19 protein-coding genes and 1 tRNA gene are annotated in these 23,839 nt (G+C 50.9%); 9 read left to right on the forward strand and 11 right to left on the reverse strand.

The annotated features are described in order from the left end of the window. Positions 1–333 precede the first annotated feature (333 nt). Positions 334–585 (reverse strand): hypothetical protein, encoded by a 252-nt coding sequence (locus tag B5F83_RS08450; RefSeq protein WP_087279582.1) that lies wholly within the window; start codon positions 583–585, stop codon positions 334–336. A gap of 193 nt (positions 586–778) precedes the next feature. Here B5F83_RS08450 and B5F83_RS08455 point away from each other — a divergent pair, with 193 nt between their 5' ends. Beyond that, positions 779–2,131: an alpha-L-fucosidase gene (locus tag B5F83_RS08455; protein ID WP_087279584.1), complete on the forward strand. Its 1,353-nt coding sequence runs from the start codon at positions 779–781 to the stop codon at positions 2,129–2,131. Between the two features lies 1 nt (position 2,132). Next, positions 2,133–4,766 carry a transglutaminase-like domain-containing protein gene (locus B5F83_RS08460; RefSeq protein WP_087279587.1) on the forward strand — a complete coding sequence of 878 codons (2,634 nt, stop codon included), beginning with the start codon at positions 2,133–2,135 and terminating at the stop codon, positions 4,764–4,766. Positions 4,767–5,904: 1,138 nt separating this feature from the next. On the opposite strand, the gene B5F83_RS08465 is transcribed toward B5F83_RS08460, so the two are convergent. Continuing rightward, positions 5,905–6,792, reverse strand: a complete 888-nt coding sequence (locus B5F83_RS08465; RefSeq protein ID WP_087279590.1) for a hypothetical protein — start codon at positions 6,790–6,792, stop codon at positions 5,905–5,907. A gap of 30 nt (positions 6,793–6,822) precedes the next feature. Then, a complete protein-coding gene (locus tag B5F83_RS08470) occupies positions 6,823–7,572 on the reverse strand; it encodes a copper homeostasis protein CutC (protein WP_087279595.1) in 750 nt (249 codons plus the stop codon). A gap of 59 nt (positions 7,573–7,631) precedes the next feature. Between B5F83_RS08470 and B5F83_RS08475 the strand changes: the two genes are divergently transcribed. The 3 genes from B5F83_RS08475 to B5F83_RS10850 all read left to right on the forward strand — a co-directional run bounded on the left by B5F83_RS08475 (position 7,632) and on the right by B5F83_RS10850 (position 9,829). Further along, complete coding sequence (locus tag B5F83_RS08475) at positions 7,632–8,525, forward strand: LysR substrate-binding domain-containing protein (RefSeq protein WP_087279598.1); 894 nt, start codon at positions 7,632–7,634, stop codon at positions 8,523–8,525. A gap of 114 nt (positions 8,526–8,639) precedes the next feature. Then, positions 8,640–9,557 carry a putative sulfate exporter family transporter gene (locus tag B5F83_RS08480; RefSeq protein WP_087279600.1) on the forward strand — a complete coding sequence of 306 codons (918 nt, stop codon included), beginning with the start codon at positions 8,640–8,642 and terminating at the stop codon, positions 9,555–9,557. 140 nt (positions 9,558–9,697) lie between these two features. Then, positions 9,698–9,829 (forward strand): hypothetical protein, encoded by a 132-nt coding sequence (locus tag B5F83_RS10850; protein ID WP_255376119.1) that lies wholly within the window; start codon positions 9,698–9,700, stop codon positions 9,827–9,829. 345 nt (positions 9,830–10,174) lie between these two features. Here B5F83_RS10850 and B5F83_RS08485 read toward each other — a convergent pair whose 3' ends face one another. From B5F83_RS08485 to B5F83_RS08505, 5 genes are all read right to left on the reverse strand, one after another. Beyond that, positions 10,175–11,122: a transporter gene (locus B5F83_RS08485; RefSeq protein WP_087279603.1), complete on the reverse strand. Its 948-nt coding sequence runs from the start codon at positions 11,120–11,122 to the stop codon at positions 10,175–10,177. Positions 11,123–11,150: 28 nt separating this feature from the next. After that, positions 11,151–11,777 carry a DJ-1 family glyoxalase III gene (locus B5F83_RS08490; RefSeq protein ID WP_087279606.1) on the reverse strand — a complete coding sequence of 209 codons (627 nt, stop codon included), beginning with the start codon at positions 11,775–11,777 and terminating at the stop codon, positions 11,151–11,153. Between the two features lie 386 nt (positions 11,778–12,163). Next, positions 12,164–13,636: a fibronectin type III domain-containing protein gene (locus tag B5F83_RS08495; protein ID WP_087325317.1), complete on the reverse strand. Its 1,473-nt coding sequence runs from the start codon at positions 13,634–13,636 to the stop codon at positions 12,164–12,166. 175 nt (positions 13,637–13,811) lie between these two features. Beyond that, positions 13,812–15,440 (reverse strand): chaperonin GroEL, encoded by a 1,629-nt coding sequence (gene groL / locus B5F83_RS08500; RefSeq protein ID WP_087279613.1) that lies wholly within the window; start codon positions 15,438–15,440, stop codon positions 13,812–13,814. Between the two features lie 55 nt (positions 15,441–15,495). Beyond that, positions 15,496–15,768, reverse strand: a complete 273-nt coding sequence (locus B5F83_RS08505; protein ID WP_087279615.1) for a co-chaperone GroES — start codon at positions 15,766–15,768, stop codon at positions 15,496–15,498. 235 nt (positions 15,769–16,003) lie between these two features. Between B5F83_RS08505 and B5F83_RS08510 the strand changes: the two genes are divergently transcribed. From B5F83_RS08510 to B5F83_RS08520, 3 genes are all read left to right on the forward strand, one after another. Further along, a complete protein-coding gene (locus tag B5F83_RS08510) occupies positions 16,004–16,441 on the forward strand; it encodes a nucleoside deaminase (protein ID WP_087279681.1) in 438 nt (145 codons plus the stop codon). 50 nt (positions 16,442–16,491) lie between these two features. Then, positions 16,492–16,562, forward strand: a tRNA-Gln gene (locus tag B5F83_RS08515). Positions 16,563–16,571: 9 nt separating this feature from the next. Then, complete coding sequence (locus B5F83_RS08520) at positions 16,572–17,144, forward strand: hypothetical protein (RefSeq protein ID WP_143822508.1); 573 nt, start codon at positions 16,572–16,574, stop codon at positions 17,142–17,144. Between the two features lie 105 nt (positions 17,145–17,249). On the opposite strand, the gene B5F83_RS08525 is transcribed toward B5F83_RS08520, so the two are convergent. Together B5F83_RS08525 and B5F83_RS08530 are read right to left on the reverse strand one after the other, a co-directional pair. After that, a complete protein-coding gene (locus tag B5F83_RS08525; RefSeq protein WP_087279621.1) occupies positions 17,250–18,302 on the reverse strand; it encodes a DUF5106 domain-containing protein in 1,053 nt (350 codons plus the stop codon). 24 nt (positions 18,303–18,326) lie between these two features. Beyond that, the gene (locus B5F83_RS08530) at positions 18,327–20,078 is read right to left on the reverse strand and encodes a Na/Pi cotransporter family protein (RefSeq protein WP_087279624.1); all 1,752 of its coding nucleotides are present in this window, start codon (positions 20,076–20,078) and stop codon (positions 18,327–18,329) included. Between the two features lie 64 nt (positions 20,079–20,142). Between B5F83_RS08530 and B5F83_RS08535 the strand changes: the two genes are divergently transcribed. After that, entirely contained in the window at positions 20,143–23,136 is a 2,994-nt protein-coding gene (locus B5F83_RS08535; protein ID WP_087279627.1) for a hypothetical protein, read from the forward strand. Here B5F83_RS08535 and pnuC read toward each other — a convergent pair. Next, on the reverse strand, positions 23,125–23,832 hold the full coding sequence (pnuC, locus tag B5F83_RS08540) for a nicotinamide riboside transporter PnuC (protein ID WP_087279630.1): 708 nt from the start codon (positions 23,830–23,832) through the stop codon (positions 23,125–23,127). The genes B5F83_RS08535 and pnuC overlap by 12 nt on opposite strands. Between the last annotated feature and the right edge of the window lie 7 nt (positions 23,833–23,839).

Raw genomic sequence — 23,839 nt, forward strand, 5'->3', positions numbered from 1 at the left:
AATCATGAGGTCCCCAGTTCAATCCTGGGCCCCGCTACTGATTGAAAACATTGGAGATGAAGCACTTGCAGGACGGATGCAGGTACTTTTTTCGTGTATGGAGGGGCTGTTTGTTGTAGCGGTGATGATTTGGCTTTGACAGGATTGCAGACGGATTCATGTCTGTCGGGGCTGTATCGCAAAGCACACCCAGGCCCAGCCCTATCACCACATTAACAATTGATATACAACCAATTAGCACAACGATAAAATTTTTCAACTGTGGATTCCAGCATGTTTCAAACCCCTCGGAATCCACAGCCATTTTTAAGGAGATATCCTATAATACATTGATTAATAATGTATTATAAAATACAAGCCCAAAACAAGGCGTGCGCCAGACACGCCATCAAGCACACCACCAAGCACGCCATCGGACATACACTCAGACACGCCATCCAGCATGCCGCCACCGACCCACACCTGTGAAGCGGCGGCAGCAGCATAATCCGTCCCGACCATTATGACATCTCCCGTCCCTATACTTTTGACGACATCCACGTGGACTTCGCCGGGAACAAGGATTTTTTGGAAAACCTTTGACAATACACTGATATGCAGCAGTTTACAAACAATATGATTAAGTCAAGGCGTTCCCGGTCTAACACCATTCTTGCCGTAACCGAACGCAAGCCCGGACAGTATCGGGTATCCGTGAAAAATTTTAAACGGCTTCTTGGGTGGATTTCCGGCATATTTTCTTAATTTTGCGATAATTTGAGCAAACGGGCTGTTTTTAATGGGAAAAATATTTTTCGCGATAAACATTTTGCTGATTTTTTCAGCTCTTACGGCAGGGAATGCGGCAGGACAGGCATATTCCGGCCATGAAGAGGCCCGTTATGTTCCCACGGAGGCCAATCTCGCTTCAAGGCAGGAGTTCCGGGAAGCAGGGCTCGGCATTTTCATCCACTGGGGTGTTTATTCGATGCTCGGAGACGGGGAATGGGTGCTCAACAATCAGGATATCGATTATAAGGAGTATGCAAAATTAGCGGGAGGGTTCTGCCCGGCAGGATTCGATGCGGAAGAATGGGTGAAGGCCATAAAAGGCTCTGGCGCAAAGTATATCTGCTTCACCGCAAGGCACCATGACGGATTCTCCATGTTCGGCTCGGAGTATACAGATTATGATATTACGGATGCGGCTCCTTTCGGAAGGGACATCGTAAAAGAACTTGCCGAAGCCTGCCATAAAGAAGGTCTCAGACTGCACCTTTACTACTCGCTCATCGACTGGGGCCGGGAGGACGCCCCGAGAGGACGGACCGGAAGGGGTACGGGAAGGCCTGAAGGAAGCACGGACACGACGGCCTACTTCAAGTTCATGAAAGGGCAGCTGACCGAATTGCTCGGCAATTACGGGGAAATAGGCGCAATCTGGTTCGACGGGGACTGGGACATGCCGGAAGGGTACGACTGGAGGTACGACGAACTTTATCCTCTGATACACGGCTTACAGCCGGGCTGCCTCATAGGGAACAACCACCACAGGAACCCAATCGAAGGCGAAGACATCCAGATTTTCGAAAGGGACCTCCCTGGGGAAAACCTTGCGGGCTATTCCGGAGCACAGGACGTAAGCACCAGCCTGCCTCTCGAAACCTGCCAGACAATGGGTGCGAGCTGGGGGTACGACATTCACGATGATGAATACAAATCCGCCGAAGAACTGATACATTACCTTGTGAATGCGGCCGGGCGCGGAGGAAATCTGCTGCTGAACATAGGCCCGGGGCCCGACGGGAAACTGCCGGAGCAGGCCGTGGACAGGCTCGAAAGCATAGGAAAATGGATGGACGAATTCGGTTTCACCATATACAGGACACAGCGCGGAGACATCCCGCCCCGCGATTGGGGAGCGACGACGAGGAAAGGGAACAGACTTTACATACACATCCTCGACCTTCAGGACGATTCGCTCTTCCTTCCCCTCAAGGATTGCAAGATAACGGCGGCGCAGTGCGTAAATGACGGAAAACGTCTCAAATTCATCCAGGACAAGGACGGGGTACTGCTGAAACTCGGGACCGTTCCGGACGAAACGGATTTTATCGTGGAACTTGTTTTGAAACAGACAACAATAAAATAATATGAAAAATTTTTTAGTATCGGCAATGATTTTCGTGTCTCTGACCGCAATGGTTTCATGCGGGGACCATTTTATAAACGACACGGATTATCGAAAACAAGTCGAAAAGGATTTTACAGCAAAGAGGGAGGCCCTCGACTGTCAGGAGGCCTTCGGTATCTTCAGGACTCCGCTCGCAACGGACGAACGCGAAGCCCTCAAATTCCTTTATGCGTACATGCCTATAGGAGACATCCTCAACCATGACGGAAAATATTATCTTGAAAACTACAGGCTCACAAAGGAAGCCCTCGCCGAGATGCCGTGGGGAAAAACGATTCCGGAAAGGGAAATAAGGCACTTCATACTTCCGGTGCGCGTGAACAACGAGAATCTCGACACATCCAGGGCCGTCTTCTTCAACGAATTGAAAGACAGAGTGAAAGGCATGTCGATGTATGATGCCGTACTCGAAGTCAACCACTGGTGCCACGAGAAGGCGATATACATGCCTTCCGACTCGCGCACAAGTTCTCCTTTAGCAACAGTAATGACGGCTTACGGCCGTTGCGGGGAAGAATCCACCCTGCTTGTAGCCGCTCTGAGATCCGTTGCCATACCGGCAAGGCAGGTATACACTCCAAGATGGGCGCATACCGATGACAACCACGCATGGGTGGAAGCATGGGTCGACGGAGAATGGTACTTCCTCGGAGCATGCGAACCGGAGCCGGTTCTCGACCTCGGATGGTTCAACGCCCCTGCAAGCCGCGGAATGCTCATGCACACCAATGTTTTCGGACGTTATGACGGACCGGAAGACGTGATGAGGCGCACTCCTATGTATACGGAAATCAATGTCATAGAGAATTATGCCCCGGCACCTGCCGAAGTTAAAGTAAACGTAGTGGAAACGGACGGGACACCTGCTTCAGGAGCCAGGGTTGAATACAAACTGTACAACTATGCCGAGTTCTACACGGTAGCGTCCAAGACCGCCGACGACGAGGGACACTCATCACTTACGGCCGGAAGAGGGGACCTGATGGTGCTCGCCTCCAAGGACGGAAGGTTCGGGCTTACGAAAGTGTCATTCGGGAAAGACTCTACGGTGACAATCACACTCGACAAGGCCGAAGGGGACAGGATTGAACACATGTCTTTCGAAATAGTGCCTCCGGCAGAGAATGCCAACATCCCTGAAGTCACTCCGGAACAAAGGGCCGAAAACGACAGGAGGATGGCATACGAAGACTCCATCAGGAACGCTTATACGGCAACTTTCTTTACAAAGAAGAGCGCCGAGGACTTCGCGGCAAAATACGTGCTCTCCCCGGAAAGGACCGTTCCGCTGCTTATCGGGGCAAGGGGCAATTTCGAAGCCGTTTCACGTTTCCTCGGTGATGCCACCAAGAACGGACTCGGAACAAGGGCGCTGGAACTTCTCGAAGTCATAGCGGAAAAGGACCTCAGGGACACTCCTTACGAAGTTCTGGCCGACCATCTTTACAATACGGACAAGAATGCCGATGCCCGTACGGTGCTCAATCCGAGGGTCACTACGGAACTCCTCTACCCTTACCGCGAATATTTGCAGGACAATATTTCGGTTTCGGACGCTTCTATCTTCAGGAAAGATCCGTCAAAACTCGTCGAATGGTGCCGCGACAGTCTCAAACTGCTCGATACCATATCGATGCGTTATGTACAGGTAAATCCTGAAAGGGTTTGGGACTACAGGATAGCCGACAAAGAATCGAGAAAGGTATTTTTCGTTTCGGCGGCAAGAAGCCTCGGCATTCCGGCCTGGGTGGATGAAGTGACCGGGGGAGTAAAATACATGCTTTCCGACAGCACCGTAATGGATGTGGATTTCGATGCTCAGGAACAGACCGTTCTGCCTACGGGAACCCTGAAACTTGATTTCTCCCCTATCCCGATGCTCGACAACCCTAAATACTATACGCATTTTACCATTTCAAAATATGACAATGGCTCATTCAGACTGCTCAGCTACCCGGAAAGCGCGACATGGGCGGACTTCAAGGACGGAGCTGAACTGGAATGCGGTTATTACATGTTGGTAAGCGGCTCAAGAATGGCCCAGGGCAATGTTCTTACGGATGTCGAATTTTTCACTATAAATGAAGGCGAAACGACCGAAACCGAACTCAAGGTACGCGAAGACCCGAATCAGTTCAGGGTCATAGGAAGTTTCAATTCGGAAGCAAAATACAAGACACTTGAAGGTGAAGAGACATCGGTACTGCTGACTACCGGAAGGGGCTATTTCATTGTCGGTGTGATAGATTACGGACATGAGCCTACCAACCATGCTCTCAAGGACATCATAGCGGCAGCCGAAGGCCTTGAAGAATGGGGCCGGCCGATAGTCCTGCTCTTCGCTTCGCAGAGCGATTACGAAAGGTTCAACAAGGAAAACTTCAAAGGACTTCCTTCGACAGTACATTTCGGAATCGATGCCGATGGCTCCGTAAGGGCCATGATGGCTGAAAACATGAAGGCCGAAAACGGCGGAAGGCTTCCGATGTTCGTCCTTGCCGATACCTTCAACAGAGTCGTATTCTTCTCCCAGGGCTACACAATCGGGCTCGGCGACCAGCTCATGAAAGTCGTCAAGGGTATCCAGGAATAACGGCAGCAACGGCAGGAGTTCCATTGAATCCTTGCGTCCTTGCATTGTTGCCTCCTTGCATTGTTGCCTCCTTGCATTGTTGCCTCCTTGCAATCGAGGATTCATTGCAACTGTGGGGCTCATCGTAGCCATGCGATTCATTGCAATCATAGGATCCATTGCAACCCTGCAAAGGCACAAAACAATCAAGGGCAGTCCTTCAAGTCATTGACTTCGGGGCTGCCCTTATTCTATTCATCTATTATTCATTATTGCACATTCCGCCAATTATTGCACATTCCGCCACCTGAACCTTTGTCTTGAAGTCGAAGAAGAACTGCTGCGTTGCTTGTGCCCGGGAAAGTGCCGTGAATTTGTTGAAATACGGTTCACTTTCCGGGGGAAAATGGCGAAAATGACGGTAAAATCAACATTTCCAGCGGGAAAGTGCACCAAATTCCCGCGAATCCCGGGCACTTTCCCCGAAGGTGCTGCCCAGAATGACCCAGAATGTACACCACGCCCCTGTTCCTTCACCGGAGATGCAGGTCTTTCTGGCGCGAAGATACAGGCTCTTACTGGCTCTTAGGCCGCCAGAAACGCATCCCACGTCCAGCCAGATATTTTGCAAATTATTGATAATCAACAAACTACCAAAACACACCCTGCGCTTGGGTACCTCAGAAAGTACCCAAAGACAGTCCCATTTTTGCAACTTATTGATTATCAAGCGCTCCAAAATAGAGCGATGGCTATGGGGTGGAAAATTTGTCGGGAAATTGCTTTTCGGTCACGAAAACGGGAATGCGGTGAAAAATCGGCAGGCAAAATCAAATTTTCATTCCTTTGTTACCTCGCCCATCAATCCTTCGTCAGGACATTGTTAGGACATTATTAGGACATTATTTCTCAGGCCTCAGAAAACGAAAGTTCGGAGCGAGTTGAATTTTGCTAAATCATTAAAAATCAGTATTTTATTAAAAATCAACTCGCTTCAAACCAACCAACACCGATACACCAACATCGGTTCGCCGGCATCGATACACCAACACTGATACACCAACACCGGTTCGCCGACATCAATCCGCCAACACCGATACACCAATACCGGTCCTCCGACATCAACCCGCCAACATCAATCCACCAACACCGGCACAGGTCATTTTTTCTTCTTCAGGGCATTCCAGACAAGGACGGCCGCGAGAATGATGAAGACGGCAAGTATGATAACCATTTCGGCAACGTGCTCCTGAGGGGCCACCCATATCTCGTTGAACAGGTCGTTCCTGCCCATGATTTCCACAGGAGTCCAGAACACTATTACGGTAGCAATCGCCATGCGGATATTGGCTCCCCACGAGCCGAGCTTCAACTCCTTTATGAACATGAACACGGCTCCGACAAGACAGCCTATCCCGACAAGGAAGGTCACTGGGTGGCTGTCGCCGAGGAACCGGGAATCGTAGCAGAACATCAGCAACAGGTAGCATGCCCACATCATCATGTTCAGTTCCATGAAAGTGGTTATGGAAGTGTGCCGTGAAAGCGGACGGGTGACAATCTCATCCTTGCGTCTCCCGAAAAACAGCTTCTGAAGCCAGTTTATGCAATAGCATCCGGTCTTCACACTGAAAACATAAACCGTCATTATCAGCATCCACATACCGAAAGTAGCCGGCAGAATGAGATACTCGGGTTTTGTGACAATCTCCCCGTTGACTATTTCGGGCTGGACACCGTAACGGTTTGCATAATACTGGAAAAGGAATTCTACCCAGCCCGTCCAGAAAAGCAGGCCTCCGATGAGCCCCAGAAGGGTCTGCCTGGTGTCGCCTTTCACGAAAACCCCGGCAATCACGATGGCAAGGCCCACGGCGCCCAACGCAAAGGCACAATAGTGCAGGGCGGACGGCGGGAGCAAATGCTCCATCATAATCATCATTGCATGCCCCAGAGGCATAAAACAAAGCACGACAAGAACGGATATCACCGTCTTGAACCAGTACCGTTTCTTTACGGCAACGGAATCACTGACATCTCCTTTCATAACAGTATGTTTCAGAATGTTTCTCAAAAATCATTTTCCAGTCAATTGCCCGATGGTGCGGCGTACTTTGGAAGCGGTCGTCACATCCCGGACGAATTCATCGCAGTCGGCTCCCATGCAGACATCCCCGTTCCTGTAAACCATGCCGCTTATGACCTGTTCGCGGGCGGAAAAATGGAACTCGTGCGCACCGGTCCGTACAGCTATGCCGGCTATGTTGTTTTCACGAATCCCGCAACCGGGCATTATGATGATGCGCCCGGCCGCCCGCCGCACAAGCTCCGCAAGCAACGGGATGCCTTTTTCGGCGGAAGGCTGCTGGCCCGAAGTAAGTATGCGGGCACATCCGAGGGAGATGATATCCTCAAGGGCGGCAAAAGGGTCCGCCGTATGGTCGAAAGCCCGGTGGAAGGTCACAGGAAGCCCTCCGGCAGCCTGCATCAACTCCCGCATCGCCGCCTTGTCCACAGTCCCGTCCGGACTGAGCACACCGAAAACAAGGCCGTCCGCCCCGACCTTGCGGCACATCTCTATATCCTTGAGCATCGCCCCTATCTCACGGGGCGAATACAGGAAATCACCTCCGCGCGGTCTGATAATCACATTCAGACCTATCGTAATCGCCTCACGCGCCATCACAATCTCCCCGTATGAAGGGGTCGTCCCGCCCTCGGGTATGGAAGCACAGAGTTCAACACGGTCCGCCCCGCCAGCCTGGGCGGCAACGCAACTTTCGGCCGAATTGGCACAGATTTCTATTTTAAAATTTTTCCTATCCATATTTTCATGCTAAAACCCATACAAAATTACTATCTTTATCCGACAAAAAGAAAGTTCCGATGGACGATTTCAGACTAAAGGTTTTCGTATCGGCCGCAAAAAACCTGAATTTTTCAAAATGCGCCGAAGAGATGAACATATCCCAACCGGCCGTAAGCAAACACATCAACGAACTCGAAAACGGTTTCGGAGTATCGCTCTTCAACAGGAGCTACAACGGCGTGAGCCTCACGAAGGCCGGGGAAATTCTGCTTACGCATGCGGAAAGGCTGCTCCAGGGCTACCGTGAACTGGAATACGAGATGGGGCTCATGGCCAATGCCGTCAAGGGGAACCTGCGCATCGGGGCAAGCACGACAGCCGCGCAATACCTTATGCCACGCATCCTTGCAGGATTTATCGGACGTTTCGACGGTGTCGCCGTATCGATGAAATCGGGAAACAGCGAAAACATAGAAAAATGGCTGTCGGACGGGGCGATCGACCTCGGCATTGTCGAAAACACCACCCGCAAGGCAGGCCTCCATTATGAGCATCTGCTGTCGGACGAACTCGTATTGACCGTAAAACCGGACGGAAGATTCAGAAACCTCGAAAGCATCACCGCGGAACGACTGAAAGAGCTGCCTATGGCGTTGAGAGAGAGCGGTTCAGGGACGAGGGAAATAATCGCGGCATACCTCTCCGGGCAAGGCATCGGCATCCAGGACCTGGACGTAATCATCGAACTGGACAGTACCGAAGCGATAAAATCGTTCATAATGGAAAGCGACTGCGCGGCCATCGTGTCGGTAATCGCCATCCGCGACGAAATCCGTGACGGGAAACTGAAAATCGTCGATATCGGGGACATGGAAATGGAAAGGGAATTCGCAAGCGTTTTCAGACCGGGTGAAATGACCGGACTGCGTGAAAAATTCCATTTGTTCGCAAAACATTTCGCCAGAGATTAAAATCTGTTTAAAATACCGGCACAGAAATAACCGGCGGTTATAGGTTATAAAAATTATCGTTGGGACAAGCAGGAAAACTGTCTTTAATTTTGCCGCATAAATCCAACAGGGCAAATGAAAGACAATATCACAAAAATCCTTTTTATCGGGCTGTTTGCAGCATCATTCTTCCTTCCGACAGCCTTGTCGCTCCTCGCCGGGATACTGCTGGCGATAACTTTGGGCGCACCGTTCAAAAAATTCACAAAAAAAGCCTCCAAGTACATGCTCCAACTTTCAGTAATAGGTCTCGGTTTCGGGATGAACCTGCATTCGGCAATCGAAGCCGGAAAGGACGGCATGCTGTTTACGATAGTATCCGTAATCGGAGTGATGTGCCTCGGGGTCCTGCTCGGCAAGGCTTTCAGGCTTTCCCGCAACAACTCATACCTCATATCTTCCGGCACGGCAATCTGCGGAGGAAGCGCAATCGCGGCAATAGCCCCTATCATAGATGCCGAGGATGACGAAACCACGCTCTCCATGGCTACGGTTTTCACGCTGAACGCCGCCGCGCTTCTGATTTTCCCGGCAATAGGACATTGGCTCGGAATGAGCCAGGAGCAATTCGGAACCTGGGCGGCCATCGCAATCCATGATACAAGCTCGGTCGTAGGGGCCGGAGCCGCATACGGCGAAGAAGCCCTTAAAGTCGCCACTACGGTAAAACTCACCCGGGCACTCTGGATAATCCCGATGGCCATAGCCACCACCTTTATTTTCAGAAAGAAGGGAAAGAAAATCTCCATTCCGTGGTTCATCCTGTTCTTCATCCTCGCGATGCTCGCCAACACCTGGCTCGACATTCCGGCAGCGGTTTCGTCCGGCATAGTCACCTGCTCCAAACACGCCCTGAGCGCGACCCTCTTCCTTATCGGCTGCGGAATATCCGTACAAAGCATCCGGAACACCGGAATCAGGCCGTTCGCCCTCGGAATATCGCTGTGGATAATCATTTCCCTCGCTACGCTCGCCGTCACGATGGCAGTCTGAGAAACGGAAAAAACACGGGGCAGCCGCACAATGGGCAGCCCCGAAGTGTCCCTGCGTGTCAGGTAGATTGTGGTAATGTTCATCAGCATCACCCCCATGTTGAGGGTGTCCCCCTGCGAAATCTCGTAAGCTTTACGGAAATGGTCGAGAGCATCCGCATAGCCGGTATACGCCTTGACGGCATAGATTGCCGATATATTGTGCATCATGGCAGCCTGGAAACCCGTGCTGTCGACCAGAGGGGAAACGCGGTCGAGATAGTAGTAGCATGAATCCAGCCTGTCCTTGAACAGGTAAGCCTGCGAAAGATACAGACCGCAATTGAGGGCCATCCTGCCATCACCTTCAGCCTCTGCATGACGGAAAACCGAAGGAAAACCGTCTATGATGACATCGAAATTGCCTTTCTCCGTACAATATCTGAGAATCGCGTCACCGAGAAGGTAATCGGAAGGATTCGTCTTCAGGGAAAGCAGGGCCGAATCCAGACCGGCATCGGTACTTATGCTATATTTTTCATAGGCCGAACCTGCTCCTCCCGAACAGGAAAGGAGCGCCGCGCACATCGCAAGTGCAAGGCAGGCCGCACATACCTTAAAATATATCGACGACCCCGTTCATCGCTTGCCTTCCCTCTTGCGTTTACGGTAAAGCTGCCAGCTGTTTATGATGTTCTGCCATACCACATAGCAGCCGGGAGCGACCGCCGTTACCGGATTGAGATAAGTATAGGCCATCCAGATGGCGAGCACGGTATTTTTCTGTCCGAGCCCCTGACCGCAGCTTACACGGTCTCCGTAGCGGCTGCCGATTTTCTTCCCTATGACAAACTGGAGCACACAGGTGACAAGCCCGACCAGAGCTATCGAAAGTTCCACGCCGAGAGAGTATTCGCTCTCCACCAACGACTTGGTTGTCTGTGCCATGACGAGCACCAACGACAGGGCCCAAAGATAAAAGGCCGCGCCACGGTTGTCATACAGCCACTTGTGCAGCTTAGGGATGCAAAAACGCAGAAACCATGCGGTAACCAAAGGAAAAACCAGCAAAGGCACCACCCTCTTCAGTATCGTCAGGAAAGCCTGGAAGAAAGTAAGTCCTTCATGCGGCTCAATCAAAGGGAAGACAGCAGGGACGAAGACCGATACCACGAGGTTGATTTCAATCACATACGTAATAAGCGCATCCACCTTCCCTCCCAATTTTTCGGTAATGATAGCGGCGGCGGTAGCCGTAGGGCAAATGATACATATCATGGCCGACTGTGCCACCACCTCATTGAAAGGATGCAGAAGCAGGTATACGCCCACCGAGCCGAAAACCTGTATGAGCAACAGCCACAAATGCGCCCTGCGTGGCCACAGGTCTTTCGGATGCACCTTGGTAAAAGTAAAGAGGAGCATCAGGAAAATCAGCCAGGGCGGAAAATGCGAAGATACCCAACGGGCTTCCGGCAGCAGAGGTTCCAGCGCCCGTATGTCCCTGAAGGCAAAATAAGAAAGGACACCGACTATCATGGCGATAGGCAATGTCCAATCCTTTATGAAAACTAAAAATCTTCGCATTTCAAAGACAATCAATACTTATATGCGCCTAAAGCATCAACTGCCTTCTCGTCTCTTGGGCCACGGTTTCGCCTTTAATCAACCTTAAAATCTCCAGACCGAAATCCACGGCATGCCCCGGACCGCTGGCCGTAACGATATTCCCATCCACGACAACTCCCTGCCTCTGGTCTATGACGGTAACTCCTTTGGCCTCCAGGGCCGGTTCGAAACCCTCATAGCAGGTCATCTTCAAAGAACCGTTCCGGCGTACCGTCTCATCGAGAGGGAGCTGCGAAAGCACGAGGCCGGGAGCGGCACAGATGGCTGCCACGCAACCGCCTTCCGCATAATGCGATTTCATCTTGTCCATAAGAGGCTTGCACTCCGCAAGGTTCTTCGTTCCGGGCATTCCTCCCGGGAATATCATGATATCCTCCTTGCCGATATCCGACACCGAAACGAATTCATCCCCGGCAAACAGCTTATCCTCGACAGGGACTTCTTTCAGAAGATATTCGGCTATGACAGGGATGCCCTGTGCACTGTCCACCACATTGTCACCGGAAACCGAAACGAGCTTCAAATCCGCCCCTCCCCTTACAAGCATGTCCACGGTAGCCATCGCTTCGACGATTTCAAAACCGTCGGCAAGAAAAACAAAAGCCTTTTTCATAATTTCAAAATTTGAATCCGATTACAAACTTACGCAAATTTTCATATATTTGTGATTGTTAATCATAACTTTTTTGATTTGGAAATCCCCGAAGAATATCTGAAAGGGGCAAAGACGACGGACACAGGAACAAAGAGCACGGGCAAAAAAGTAACATTCACCGCTCCCGTTACATATTATCCGGAAATTTTACATCTCATATCGCGCCACTGACGAAATAAATGCGCGATAGGCATAATGTCACAATGTGGCCCGAGGCTATAAAACGCACCCGGGCCACAAATGTTTTTTAGAAGCTGTCGTTTAAAATATCATTGATATACAGAGACAATCATCAGGACCGCTACCGGACATCATGAAACCGTTCGAAAACCGCTCCGGAAAATCTAATTTTCAGAAGGAGTCCTCAATACGACCTTGCACAGATCGGTAGTAGCGACGAATTCGCTGTCGCTCAACCCGTATGCAAATGCTATGTACTCAGTGTCCGGCTCAAGAGGATTTACTCTGGTATAGGTATATTCCTCATACAGAAGCAGCATCACATAATAATCCGCATAATCGTTCCACAAATTCTCCATGTCCTTGGCAATGATTTCCGCATCGCCCACATCGCCGAAATCGGAAAGCGGAAGGAGTTCGCACCTGTAGGATTCGACCTCCGGAGAAGGTATGAATTTGATCTGGACGTCATCTATCTCAAAATTTATTACTTCGATGCGGATAGGGCCGTCGCTCCCGGACGGGGACTTGGTCATAAAGACATCGGAGACGAAAAGATCAGTCGATGCAGCGGCATAAAGGCCCTGCTGTCCCACGCCGAAGGTAAAGCCCACATATTCAGTATTGGCGTCCAATTCAGCGTATGAGAACGTATCCTCTCCCATGAAGCACTGCTCTGCCACCGTTTCTGCCCAGTCGGAACTCGAAATGTATTCGTTCAAATCGTCTATACATGTCTGGATGATATACTCGTCGCCCAAATAATCATAGTTTTCCTTATTCACGAAAAATGCGTAATAATACTCGTCATCGACGGAAGGTTTCATGGTCATCTTCGCACTGATGTCCGTAATATCCGTAACGCTCAACTCGAAAGTCATGGAAGAAGGCTGCACCTGAGGCTCCGGCTCGGTCCTGAACGGCTCGTAAACCACTTCCGAAGTGATATTGCCCTGATAATCCAGACCGAAAACATAGACCACGTAGTCCGTATCGCTTTCAAGATTTAGATATATGTATATTTCCTCGCCGACTGAAAGACCAATCGCATTGAGATACTGCTCCATAGTCAAGTTGCTGAGCTCCGCGGCCTCCTTAAAACCATCGACTCTGGCCTTGGCAAATTCTTCAGTAGAAGCGTAGCTCTCGAAGTCCGCAAGTTTCCACGGATTGGTAAAATACGTCATTTCCGCATCGAGCGGGCTTATCTTCATTTCTACACTATGGAAAGTGACACCGGTTATATCTATGGCAAACGGCCTCACCGGCTCTTCCCCCGTAGTCACGGTAACCTCCGCCCACTGCGAATCGAGCCATTTTTCGAGGTCGCCGGATACCGCCTTCACCTTGAACGTATATGTCGTTTCTGACTGAAGATTTTCCATCGTGACGGTCGGCTCGTTTACATATACTTCATCGCCGTCTTCGAAAATATATGAATAGCATTTTGCGTTTTCCACGGCACTCCACATGAAAACAATCGAATTGTCAGTACTCTCCCCCCTTAGTCCTTCAGGTTTGGCCAGTGCCACAGGGTCCTCTCCGTCATTCGGATCGGGTTCCACCGGGTCGCAGGAAAGAACCATGGAAAAAGGCAACACGCACAGGCATGCAAAAAATAAAAATGTTTTTTTCATAAATTTAATACAGCAATAATAGTTAATAAATGGTTTTTAATTCAACTCGTTGTGTTTTTTTGCAACGAAGTCAAAGATAGGAAAATTTTTCAAATCGCATCATCCTGCAAACACAAAAAAGAGACGATCTCCTGCGAGACCGCCTCTCAATCGACAATCCTCCTGGTTGGAGTTATTACATCATGCCGCCCATTCCGCCGGCAGGCATTGCAGGAGCCGGTTCTTTTTCAGGTATGTCGGCAAGCACGCATTCGGTCGTAAGGAACATTCCTGCTACGGAAGCTGCATTTTCCAATGCGATACGCACTACCTTGGTCGGGTCGATTACGCCTGCGTCAAACATGTGTACGAACTGCTCGGTACGTGCATCATAACCGAAGTCGCCCTTGCTTTCGCGGATTTTCTGTATAATAACGCTGCCTTCGACACCGGCATTTGCCGCAATCTGACGGAGAGGTTCCTCGATTGCGCGTGCAACGATGTGGATACCTGTAAGCTCGTCTTCGTTATCGCCTTTGAGGTCTTTCAATGCCTCGGCAGCACGGATGTAAGCCACGCCGCCACCAGGGATGATACCTTCCTCGACTGCTGCACGGGTTGCGTTCAATGCATCCTCTACCCTGTCTTTCTTCTCTTTCATCTCGACCTCGGAAGCCGCACCTACATAAAGGACTGCCACACCGCCGGCGAGTTTGCCGAGACGCTCCTGGAGTTTCTCCCTGTCATAGTCGGAAGTAGTGGAAGCAATCTGCTTGCGGATGAGATCCGCCCTTTCCTCGATGGCTTTCTTGTCGCCCGCACCGTTCACGATAGTCGTATTTTCCTTGGTGATGACAATCTTCTCGGCACTTCCGAGCATGTCAGGAGTAGTGTTCTCAAGAGTAAAGCCTCTTTCCTCGGAAACCACGACAGCACCGGTAAGGGTAGCTATATCCTGAAGCATTTCCTTACGACGGTCACCGAAGCCCGGAGCCTTTACGGCAGCAATCTTCAATGTACCGCGGAGCCTGTTCACTACCAATGTGGTGAGGGCTTCCCCATCGACATCCTCTGCGATGATGAGCAGTGATTTTCCTTCCCTTGCAATAGGCTCGAGGATAGGAAGAAGGTCTTTCATCGTAGAAATCTTCTTATCTGTGATAAGCACCTGAGGGGCGTCGAGAACGGCTTCCATCTTGTCTCCGTTGGTCATGAAGTAAGGAGAGATGTAACCGCGGTCGAACTGCATTCCTTCGACTACCTTCACCTCGGTCTCGGTACCTTTCGCTTCCTCGACGGTTATCACGCCGTCCTTCTTGACCTTCGACATCGCATCCGCGATTAGTTTTCCTATATAATTGTCATTGTTGGCAGATACGGTACCCACCTGCTCGATTTTCGAATAATCGTCACCCACTTCGCGGCTCTGCGCCTTCAAATCCTCGACAACCTTGGCAACCGCCTTGTCGATACCGCGCTTCAAGTCCATCGGGTTGGCACCTGCGGTAACGTTCTTCAGGCCCACATTGATGATTGCCTGTGCAAGGACGGTAGCCGTAGTAGTACCGTCGCCGGCCTGCTCATTGGTCTTGGAAGCGACTTCCTTGACCATCTGCGCACCCATGTTGGCAATACGGTCTTCAAGCTCTATTTCCTTTGCTACCGTAACGCCGTCCTTTGTCACGTGAGGAGCACCGAATTTCTTGTCGATGACCACATTACGTCCTTTAGGGCCGAGAGTTACCTTAACTGCGTTAGCAAGTGCGTCGGCACCTTCCTTCATCTTGTTGCGTGCCTCGATGTTGAATTTTATATCTTTTGCCATATTTTATTCCTCCTGAATATTTAATTAACCTATGATAATTAACCTAATAATAGAATTAACCTATGATAGCCATTATGTCCGACTGCTTCATTATGAGATATTTCTTGTCATCCAAGTGTACCTCGTTGCCGGCATATTTGCCGAAGAGGACAGTATCTCCGCATTTTACTTCCATCGGCTCGTCTTGCTTGCCCGGGCCTACTGCCACTACCGTACCCTGTGAAGGTTTTTCCTTTGCAGTATCAGGAATATAAAGTCCGCCGGCGGTTTTCATTTCCGCTTCTTTCGGTTCAACCAGAACTCTGTCTGCTAATGGTTTGATATTCATAATCAAAAATTTTTAAATATTTAACATTTACTTGTTTTCGAGTCTCTTTTCCTTCCGGAATCCGCCCCGGCATTTCTGACAGGACGGCATTCTTCGGGCAAATTGGATGCCATGCCGCCTTTGCTGACAATTTGTCACCTTTATTTGCTATATTTGCCGTGTTTTGCAGGCGGCAAGGCACGGAAAGGCCCATGCCTTGGAAAATCGGGAGATTTCGGGAAAATTCGGGAAAATGATGGAAAATACGGAAGAAAAATACATGCGGGCGGCACTCGGGCAGGCCGCGCTGGCATACGAAGACGACGAGGTCCCGGTCGGGGCGGTAATCGTCTGTAACGGAAGGATAATCGCGCGTGCCTACAATATGACAGAACGGCTCAAGGACCCTACCGCCCATGCGGAAATGCAGGCAATCACCATGGCCACGGAACATTTGGGAGGAAAATACCTGACGGAATGCGAGTTATACGTGACCGTGGAACCTTGTCCGATGTGCGCCGCCGCCCTCGGATGGGCACAAATCCGCAAGGTCGTCTACGGGGCCCCGGATCCTAAAAAAGGCTTCACGCTCTACTCTCCGTCGCTGCTCCATCCCAAAACCTCGGTCGTTTCCGGAGTACTTGCCGAAGAATGCGCCCGCCTTATGAGCGATTTCTTCAAGGGGAAAAGATAATTTGACGGTTTCGCAAAAATGATGTACATTTGCGGCCAATTCACTGTGATTGAGATATGGTGTAACGGTAGCACTACAGATTTTGGTTCTGTCTGTCCAGGTTCGAATCCTGGTATCTCAACAAAATGCCATGAAAAAACTGTTTGCAACACTGTGTTTTGCCGCGATGCTGCTGTACCCGCAGACCGGCAGTACGCATGAAATGCCGGATGATGGACATGCCAAGCCGGCTCCGGAATACATGGGTTCAGTATCAGTCGGAACATACGGTTGGCTTGCAATCCCTTTTCTGGGACCATACTTCGGGCCTACGGCAGTATCGGTCTTCACATCGCACGGCATTTATTTTCGGGAAGCAGGCGTTTACACCGGAATCAGTCTGGAGCTGATAAACTTCAACTACGGGATAGGATATGCGTCGCACACCAAATATTACTTCAAGTCGAAGAAAATTGCCAGGCCATTCATAGGGGTCGAGATAGGAGGGTTCTCCGAGTTTTCAGCGCTGAAAGAACAGCGGCAGGATGCCTATGCCGAAGAGCGGAAAGCATATTTCTATGCCGTTCCATCCGTTGGTATTGCAAATTGTTTCAAGAAAGTCACCTTCGAAATAAGTATCCGGACCCTGATTATTCCTGGAATAACAGTTGAAAAAGGCAGCTGGGAGAGCGGAATCGGTGTCGTTTTGGGACTGACGTTTTAAGACGGACTGACGTTCTGAAAAAGCCGCGCTATTTTACGATAAAAATGGCAGGAAGATGCCGGAATGGTGCCACAAAGAACTTTTGAAAAAATTTTAAACAGCTTCTTACAGCACTCCCTGCAAGTATGCGATTACTTTTTCGGGAACGGCATCCTTGAAAAGGACACGTTTTTCCGAATCGAGAAGATAAAGGGAAGGTATTGCCCTGACAGCATACAGGGAATTGTCGCGGAGTATGCCATACGGGTCGTAACCGTTGTGCCAGTCGGACGGATAAGAACTGCTGTAATCCTTCCAGGCCTCGATATCGGAATCGATATAGATGTTGAGGACGGCTATACGTCCGGCGGCGATGAGTTCCGTGAGACTGTGCCCGGAAGCATCCATCGGAGATGAGACGAGCCGGTCCATAATCTGGCGGCAGGCCTCGCAACCCGGGTTGGAGAAAAACATTATCACATAGTCGGCATCCATGCCGTGCAGATTCGACACCCTGCCGGCCCTGTCGGAAAAAGCGAAATCCGAAGCCGTACTTCCCACCGGATTCAATGCGCACAGTCCCGCCTCGAAACGGTAACGGCCCCTTATGACCTCGTCGACAAAGGGCGAAGAAGCCAGGGCCGAAGCCAGATGGCCGTATATGTTCTCGTTCCTGAAAGGAGAATTTGGGTCATAAAAATACAGTGACATGTATTCGGCGAGCCGGTCGAGCATTACCGAAGAAGAATCAGCCGCACGCAGTGCGGAAGCCCGTTCCAGCAACCTGTCGAGTCCGGAAAACAGTGCGCCCGACTGTAGAATGAAAGCCTCCGGGTCGCTCGAAAGCACATCCACGAGATAAGCATAATTCTCGACGGCCTTTTTGAAATCCCCTTCGGTCACCCCGAGCAGAAGCGTATCGGACAGGGGAAATACCCTCGAAGTATCGAGAAAACCGTTCCAGAAATGTTCGCAAAGGTACCCGGCCATGGCCACCGTCCCCTGGTTCCGGACCAGAAGCGGAGCCTCGGGAAAAGGGAAAGGGACAGGCTGATCCGCAACAGCCGGACTGACAGACTCCGTAGTGCTTCCGCTGCCGCATGAGCAGGAGGGCAGGAATGAAAGCAGGACTGCGGCCGACAGCAAAACGGCAAAAACCTGTATTTTTTTCGGGGCCATTTTTCCTCCGTATCCGGTTGGATTTTATTTACGCCTTATCTCCAGTATCGCTTCGGAGACGTTTATGATGAAATCACCGACCCTTTCGAGTTCGGAAATTATGTCCATGAAATATGTACCGCACAGATAATCGTAACCGCTTGTCTCTATGCTGGCAATATGCTTTTCGCGCAGCTTGTTGCGGCACTCGTTAATCGCCTGCTCTGCATAGAAGGCATTCTCGATATTCTTGATTACCATATAGCCGGCCTGGATGTTCTCGGTCATGCTGTCAATCGCATTGTCCACAAGCGTAAGCATCTCGTCGATATCCGCGAGCATGACGGAATCGAATTCCTTTTTGTGGGTCTGCTTCCTTTTGAGGATGCGCCCGATCGCTTCCGCGGAATCCCCGAGGCTCTCCAGTTCACCTATTATCTTATACATGGCCCTTATCCGGCGGCTGCTTTCCTCGCTCATTTCCCCGGTCTCGGCCACCTTGTTCAGATAGGCGGCTATCTCGTATTCGAGCCTGTCGGTAGTCTCCTCGTATTTTCCGAGTTTTTTCAGAAGCTCGTCCAGTTTTACCGGGTCGGTTTCATGTATGGCTTCACGGACATTCATGAAATCCTCCTTGCATATCTGGGAGAAATGGACTATCTCCTGCTTGGCCTCTTCGAGGGAAAGCTCAGGAGCTCCCCAAGGGCCTGCATGTATGTATTTCAACTTCATATTGTCCTCCGGAACAGTCTCCTTGTCCTTCACCAACCATGTCACGAACTTGACAATCAGAGGGATGAACCATATCAGGAGCGCCGTATTGATGACATTGAACAAGGTATGCACGAAAGACACGCCGTAAAGCACGGAAGTGCTGCCGGCCGCTATTGCTGCCGCATCCGACGAGTTCTGCAACGAAACCATATCTACGGAAAGCGGATCAGGCAATCCCAAGGCGGTCACTATCGAGGAGATAATCGACAGGAAAGGATTGAAAAGGGCTATCGCCCAGATGACACCGAACACATTGAATACGGTATGCGCACGTGCGGCCCTCTTTGCCGAAACATTTGCCACTGCCGCCGCTATATTGGCGGTAATTGTAGTCCCTATGTTCTCTCCGAGCACCAGGGCGGCGGCCATAGGGAAAGGTATCCAGCCGAAATTGACCATGACAAGGGTCAGGGCCATGGTGGCCGAAGACGATTGCAGCAATATCGTCAGGACAGTACCGATGCCGAGGAAGAGCAGGACTGACCAGAACCCGTAACCTGTCCATTGTTTAAGGAACTCCAAGGCCTGCGGACTCCCGCTCAAATCCGGAACCGAATCCTTCAGGAAAGTCAGGCCGAGGAAGAGCAGCGCAAAGCCCACCACGAATTCGCCGTAATTCTTCCTCGAACTTTTTTTGGAAACCGACAGGATGAAGCCCACTGCCATGAGCGGAATGGACAGTACCGATATGTCGGCCTTGAACCCGAGAAGTGATATGAGCCATGCGGTCACCGTCGTTCCTATGTTGGCTCCCATTATGACCCCCACGGCCTGCGCAAGCGAAAGGAGCCCGGCATTCACGAAACTCACCACCATTACGGTAGTCGCACTCGAAGATTGGATCAGAGATGTAATCAGAAGTCCGGTAAGTACGCTTTTGAAAGGGTTGGATGTCATGGATGCGAGTATGGAGCGCATCTTGTCTCCGGCAGCCTTCTGGAGGCCTTCGCTCATGAGGGTCATTCCGTAAAGGAACATTCCCAGAGCTCCGAACAGTGTCAGGATTTGTAAAACTATAGCCATTAGCCAGTGGTATTATTGCTTTGCGAGTGCAAATATACCATTATTTTGTTAGCTTTGCACCGGTATGGGCACGTTTCTGAAATACTTCCGCGCAATTATTGCCGTAGCGGCCTGGCTCGCGCTGTCGGCCGGAACGGCAGCCGCCCAGTATTTTTCCCTCGGAGACGACCCTGGAGGAACAAGATGGCAGCAGCTCAGCACTCCCTACTATGATGTGATATACCCGCGCGGAATGGATTCCCTCGCATACGACTATGCCTTCAATCTCGAAAAATACCGTCCTCTCTCGCTCTGGGGAATGTCCGCTGTAGGAAAACGCATGCCGGTAATACTCCATCCGTACAACGCGACTCCCAACGGAATGGTGATGTGGGCCCCAAAAAGAATCGAAATGCTCACGACCCCGGACGGATACTCCCCATCGGCAGTGCCGTGGAGCAGGCATCTCGCCATGCACGAAAGCCGGCACATAGGGCACATCAACAATTTTACGGGAAGCGTTTTCAAACCGTTCAACTGGCTGTTCGGCCAACAGGCGGCAGGGCTGTTTTTCGGACTCTACCAGAACACATTCATGTATGAAGGGGATGCAGTAGTGACCGAGACCGTGCTGTCCGAAGGAGGCAGAGGGCGCGAGGCCCGGTTCATGAGCTACTACATGGCCGCTTTCGACAACGGGGATTTCCGCAACAGGGACAGATGGATAGTCGGCTCTTACAGGCATTACACACCGGACAACTATGCCTACGGCTACCTGCTGAACAGTTATATCATCTATCTTACAGGGGATTACGGTTATTACGGAAAAATCCTTGAAACCATACGCCGCCGCCCCTATATCCCGTGGGTAAACAATTACGCCTATAAAAAGGTCACGGGGAAAACCAAGAGGGAACTCCACCGGGAAGCCGTCGCACTTTATACGAAAATCTGGAAGGAAGCCGCCGCCGGACGTCCCGAAGCCACCGCAAGCAGGATGGCAGTCAAAGAACCGCGGAGATATACGGAATATTCCGGGGGTACCCAAGGATATGACGGTAAAATATATTATGTCAAGCATTCGCTGCACCAGCCATACGTCCTCGTATCGGTAGACAGCTGCGGGAAAGAACGGAAAATCATCCCGTTTTCATACAATGCAAGCTGGCTTTCATCCGCGCCGGACGGGACAACGCTCTATTGGACAGAGGCGGTGAGCGACGAAAGATGGAGCCTGAAGGAAAGTTCGGACATATTTTCCTATGATTTGAAGGAAAAACGCAAACACCGCCTGACAAGAGGGGAAAGGTTCTGGAATGTCGCGGTTTCGGACGACGGAAAATATCTCGCGACGACGGAATATGCCGCGGACGGAAAATATTTTCTCGTTGTCTTAAATGCCGATGACGGGAAAACCGCCTGCCGTCTCCGGTTGCCTCGGGGAATAAGGTTCACGGAAAGCGTATGGGCGGAGGATGGCATCTATTCGCTCGGAATTACCGACAGGGGGATGGGAATATGGGAAACGCCCGTATACAGGACAGACTCGTGCAAAGCGGAGATTATCGTGCTCGGGGAAACCCGGGGATTCCTGGCGGAAGAGTATGTAAATTTTTCAGAAATAGGAAAATACGAAAACAATATCATGTATGTCTCCGACCGCGACGGGGTGAACGACCTGTATGGAACGGATATCGCGACCGGGGAAACGAGGAGGTTCCTCTCCACCCCTTACGGAATGGAATCGTATGTATTCGACACCGCCGGCGGGAAACTGTATTTTTCAAAATTGGGAACGAAAGGTTATCTGCCGCACGTAAGCCTCGGGGACGGGAAAACCCTGCCGGTAACGGACAGCATCTGGCGCAACCCGATAACGGAAGAAATAACCCGGACAGCTCGTTCACAGATTCCGGACAGCCTTTTCGCAAGGGAGCCCGACACTTCCTCATTCGTAAAGAAAAGATACGGCAAGGCCGGACATATTTTCAACATCCATTCCTGGGCCCCGTTCTATTTCGACACCGACAATCTCCGTACCTTGAGTTTCGACGCCCTCAACGAGACCGCATCGATAGGAGCCGCCGTATGGTCGCAAAACCACCTCGGAACCGCACAGGCCATGTTGGGATATTTTTATAAAAACAAAAGGCACGGGGGAGCCTTCCGGTTTACTTACTCGGGGCTGTACCCGGTGATAGAGCTCAATGCGAAATTCAACCCCCGCGCCTTCATCCGCAACACTGTGGATTTAATCGAGAAAGAAACGTCGTCGACAATGAGCGAATCCCCTTACAGGGACCCTTCGCTACAGATAAGCCTCAGCGCATACGTTCCCTTCGCTTTCAACTACGGGGGATGGTCAAGGGGGCTCATACCGCAGGTTTCGGCGGGGTTCAGCAATGACAGATATGAAATAATCACCGCCATAGACGGCGGGAAAATGTACGAGCGCTACCGGTATGCCGTAAATTTTACGGCATCGCTGAGATATTACCAGATGAGACAGACACCGGTGGCGGCCGTCTATCCGGAATACGGATTCGGAATCGAGGCCGGACTGGCAGGGACCGGAAACATGAGACGTTATATAGGGGACAGGGTTTACGGATATGTTTACGGCTATCTGCCGGGAATCGCGAACCAGGGCATAAAACTGAGCGTGCTGCACGTAAGGGACTTGCAGAAAAAGCCTCTTGCAACGAGGAATATTTCACTCGCACCGCGGGGACTTTCCGGGAACGCACAGGACCTGTTCAATCCGTCATGCGGAACCCTGGCAACGGCCGATTATGCAGTCCCGGTTTATCTCGGGGACATCTCCATTCCGGGAATACTTTATTTCAAACGTGCGGTACTGACCCCGTTTTTTGATATCGCCTTCAGCCACGACAGAGGAAATAGCGGGGAATGTTTTTCCGCAGGAGGCGACATAACCTTCGAAGTACACATATTAAATCTCCCTTACAGTTTTTCAGTAGGGACAAGGCTCGCATACAACGGGGGGAGCCTGCTTGCCCGGCTTCCCGGGACGGACAGGTTCTATGCCGGCTTCCTGTTCAGCGCATCATTCGACTGATTCCGCTTCACGCGCGGATTTGAGCCATACCCGGCAGCCGTTTACGGAGTTCATCAGATAGAACACCCACATCAGCACCATCAGCGAAGCATGGCTGTCGCCTTCGACCGTGCAGACCACCCACATGGCTATGCTTATGACATTGTTTATAATCCAAAGCGCCCACTGCTCGGCAAAGGCCGCCACCATAAGGGCCTGGGCTATTACCGAGAGAACGGTAGTCGCGGCATCCTTGTACGGCTGAGGGTCCCCTACCTTGTCAAGGATAAGCCCGACAACGGCCGTCAGAACTATGCAGCCGATGGCAAGCAACACCCTCTGCACCGTAGTCATCCTCCTGGCCCTTACCGCCTTTACGTCATCCGTCGCACCCCGCCTGCGCCACTGCCACAGGCCGATGAACTGCATCGGAAAATAGTACAGGGCATTCAGGGCGGCATCTCCGTACAAATCCGACTTGAAGGATATCCAGGCATACAGCGAAACATTTATCACCCCGAAAAAATAATTCCATATATTGCCCTTGGCGACAAGTACAACACAGACTACCCCGGCAATCCCGGCTACCGAGCCGAGCAAATCGACCTGGCCGGCCGCAATCGAGTGAATGAGATTCGCCGCAATTATGCCGATTATCAAAAAATAATCGAATGGGGCGAGAACACCGCTTTTGAAAAATTTTCCCAATCTTCCCATTATTCCC

Source organism: Muribaculum sp. An289, assembly GCF_002159555.1.
In the GTDB taxonomy this organism is placed as follows: Bacteria; Bacteroidota; Bacteroidia; order Bacteroidales; family UBA932; genus Merdivivens; species Merdivivens faecigallinarum.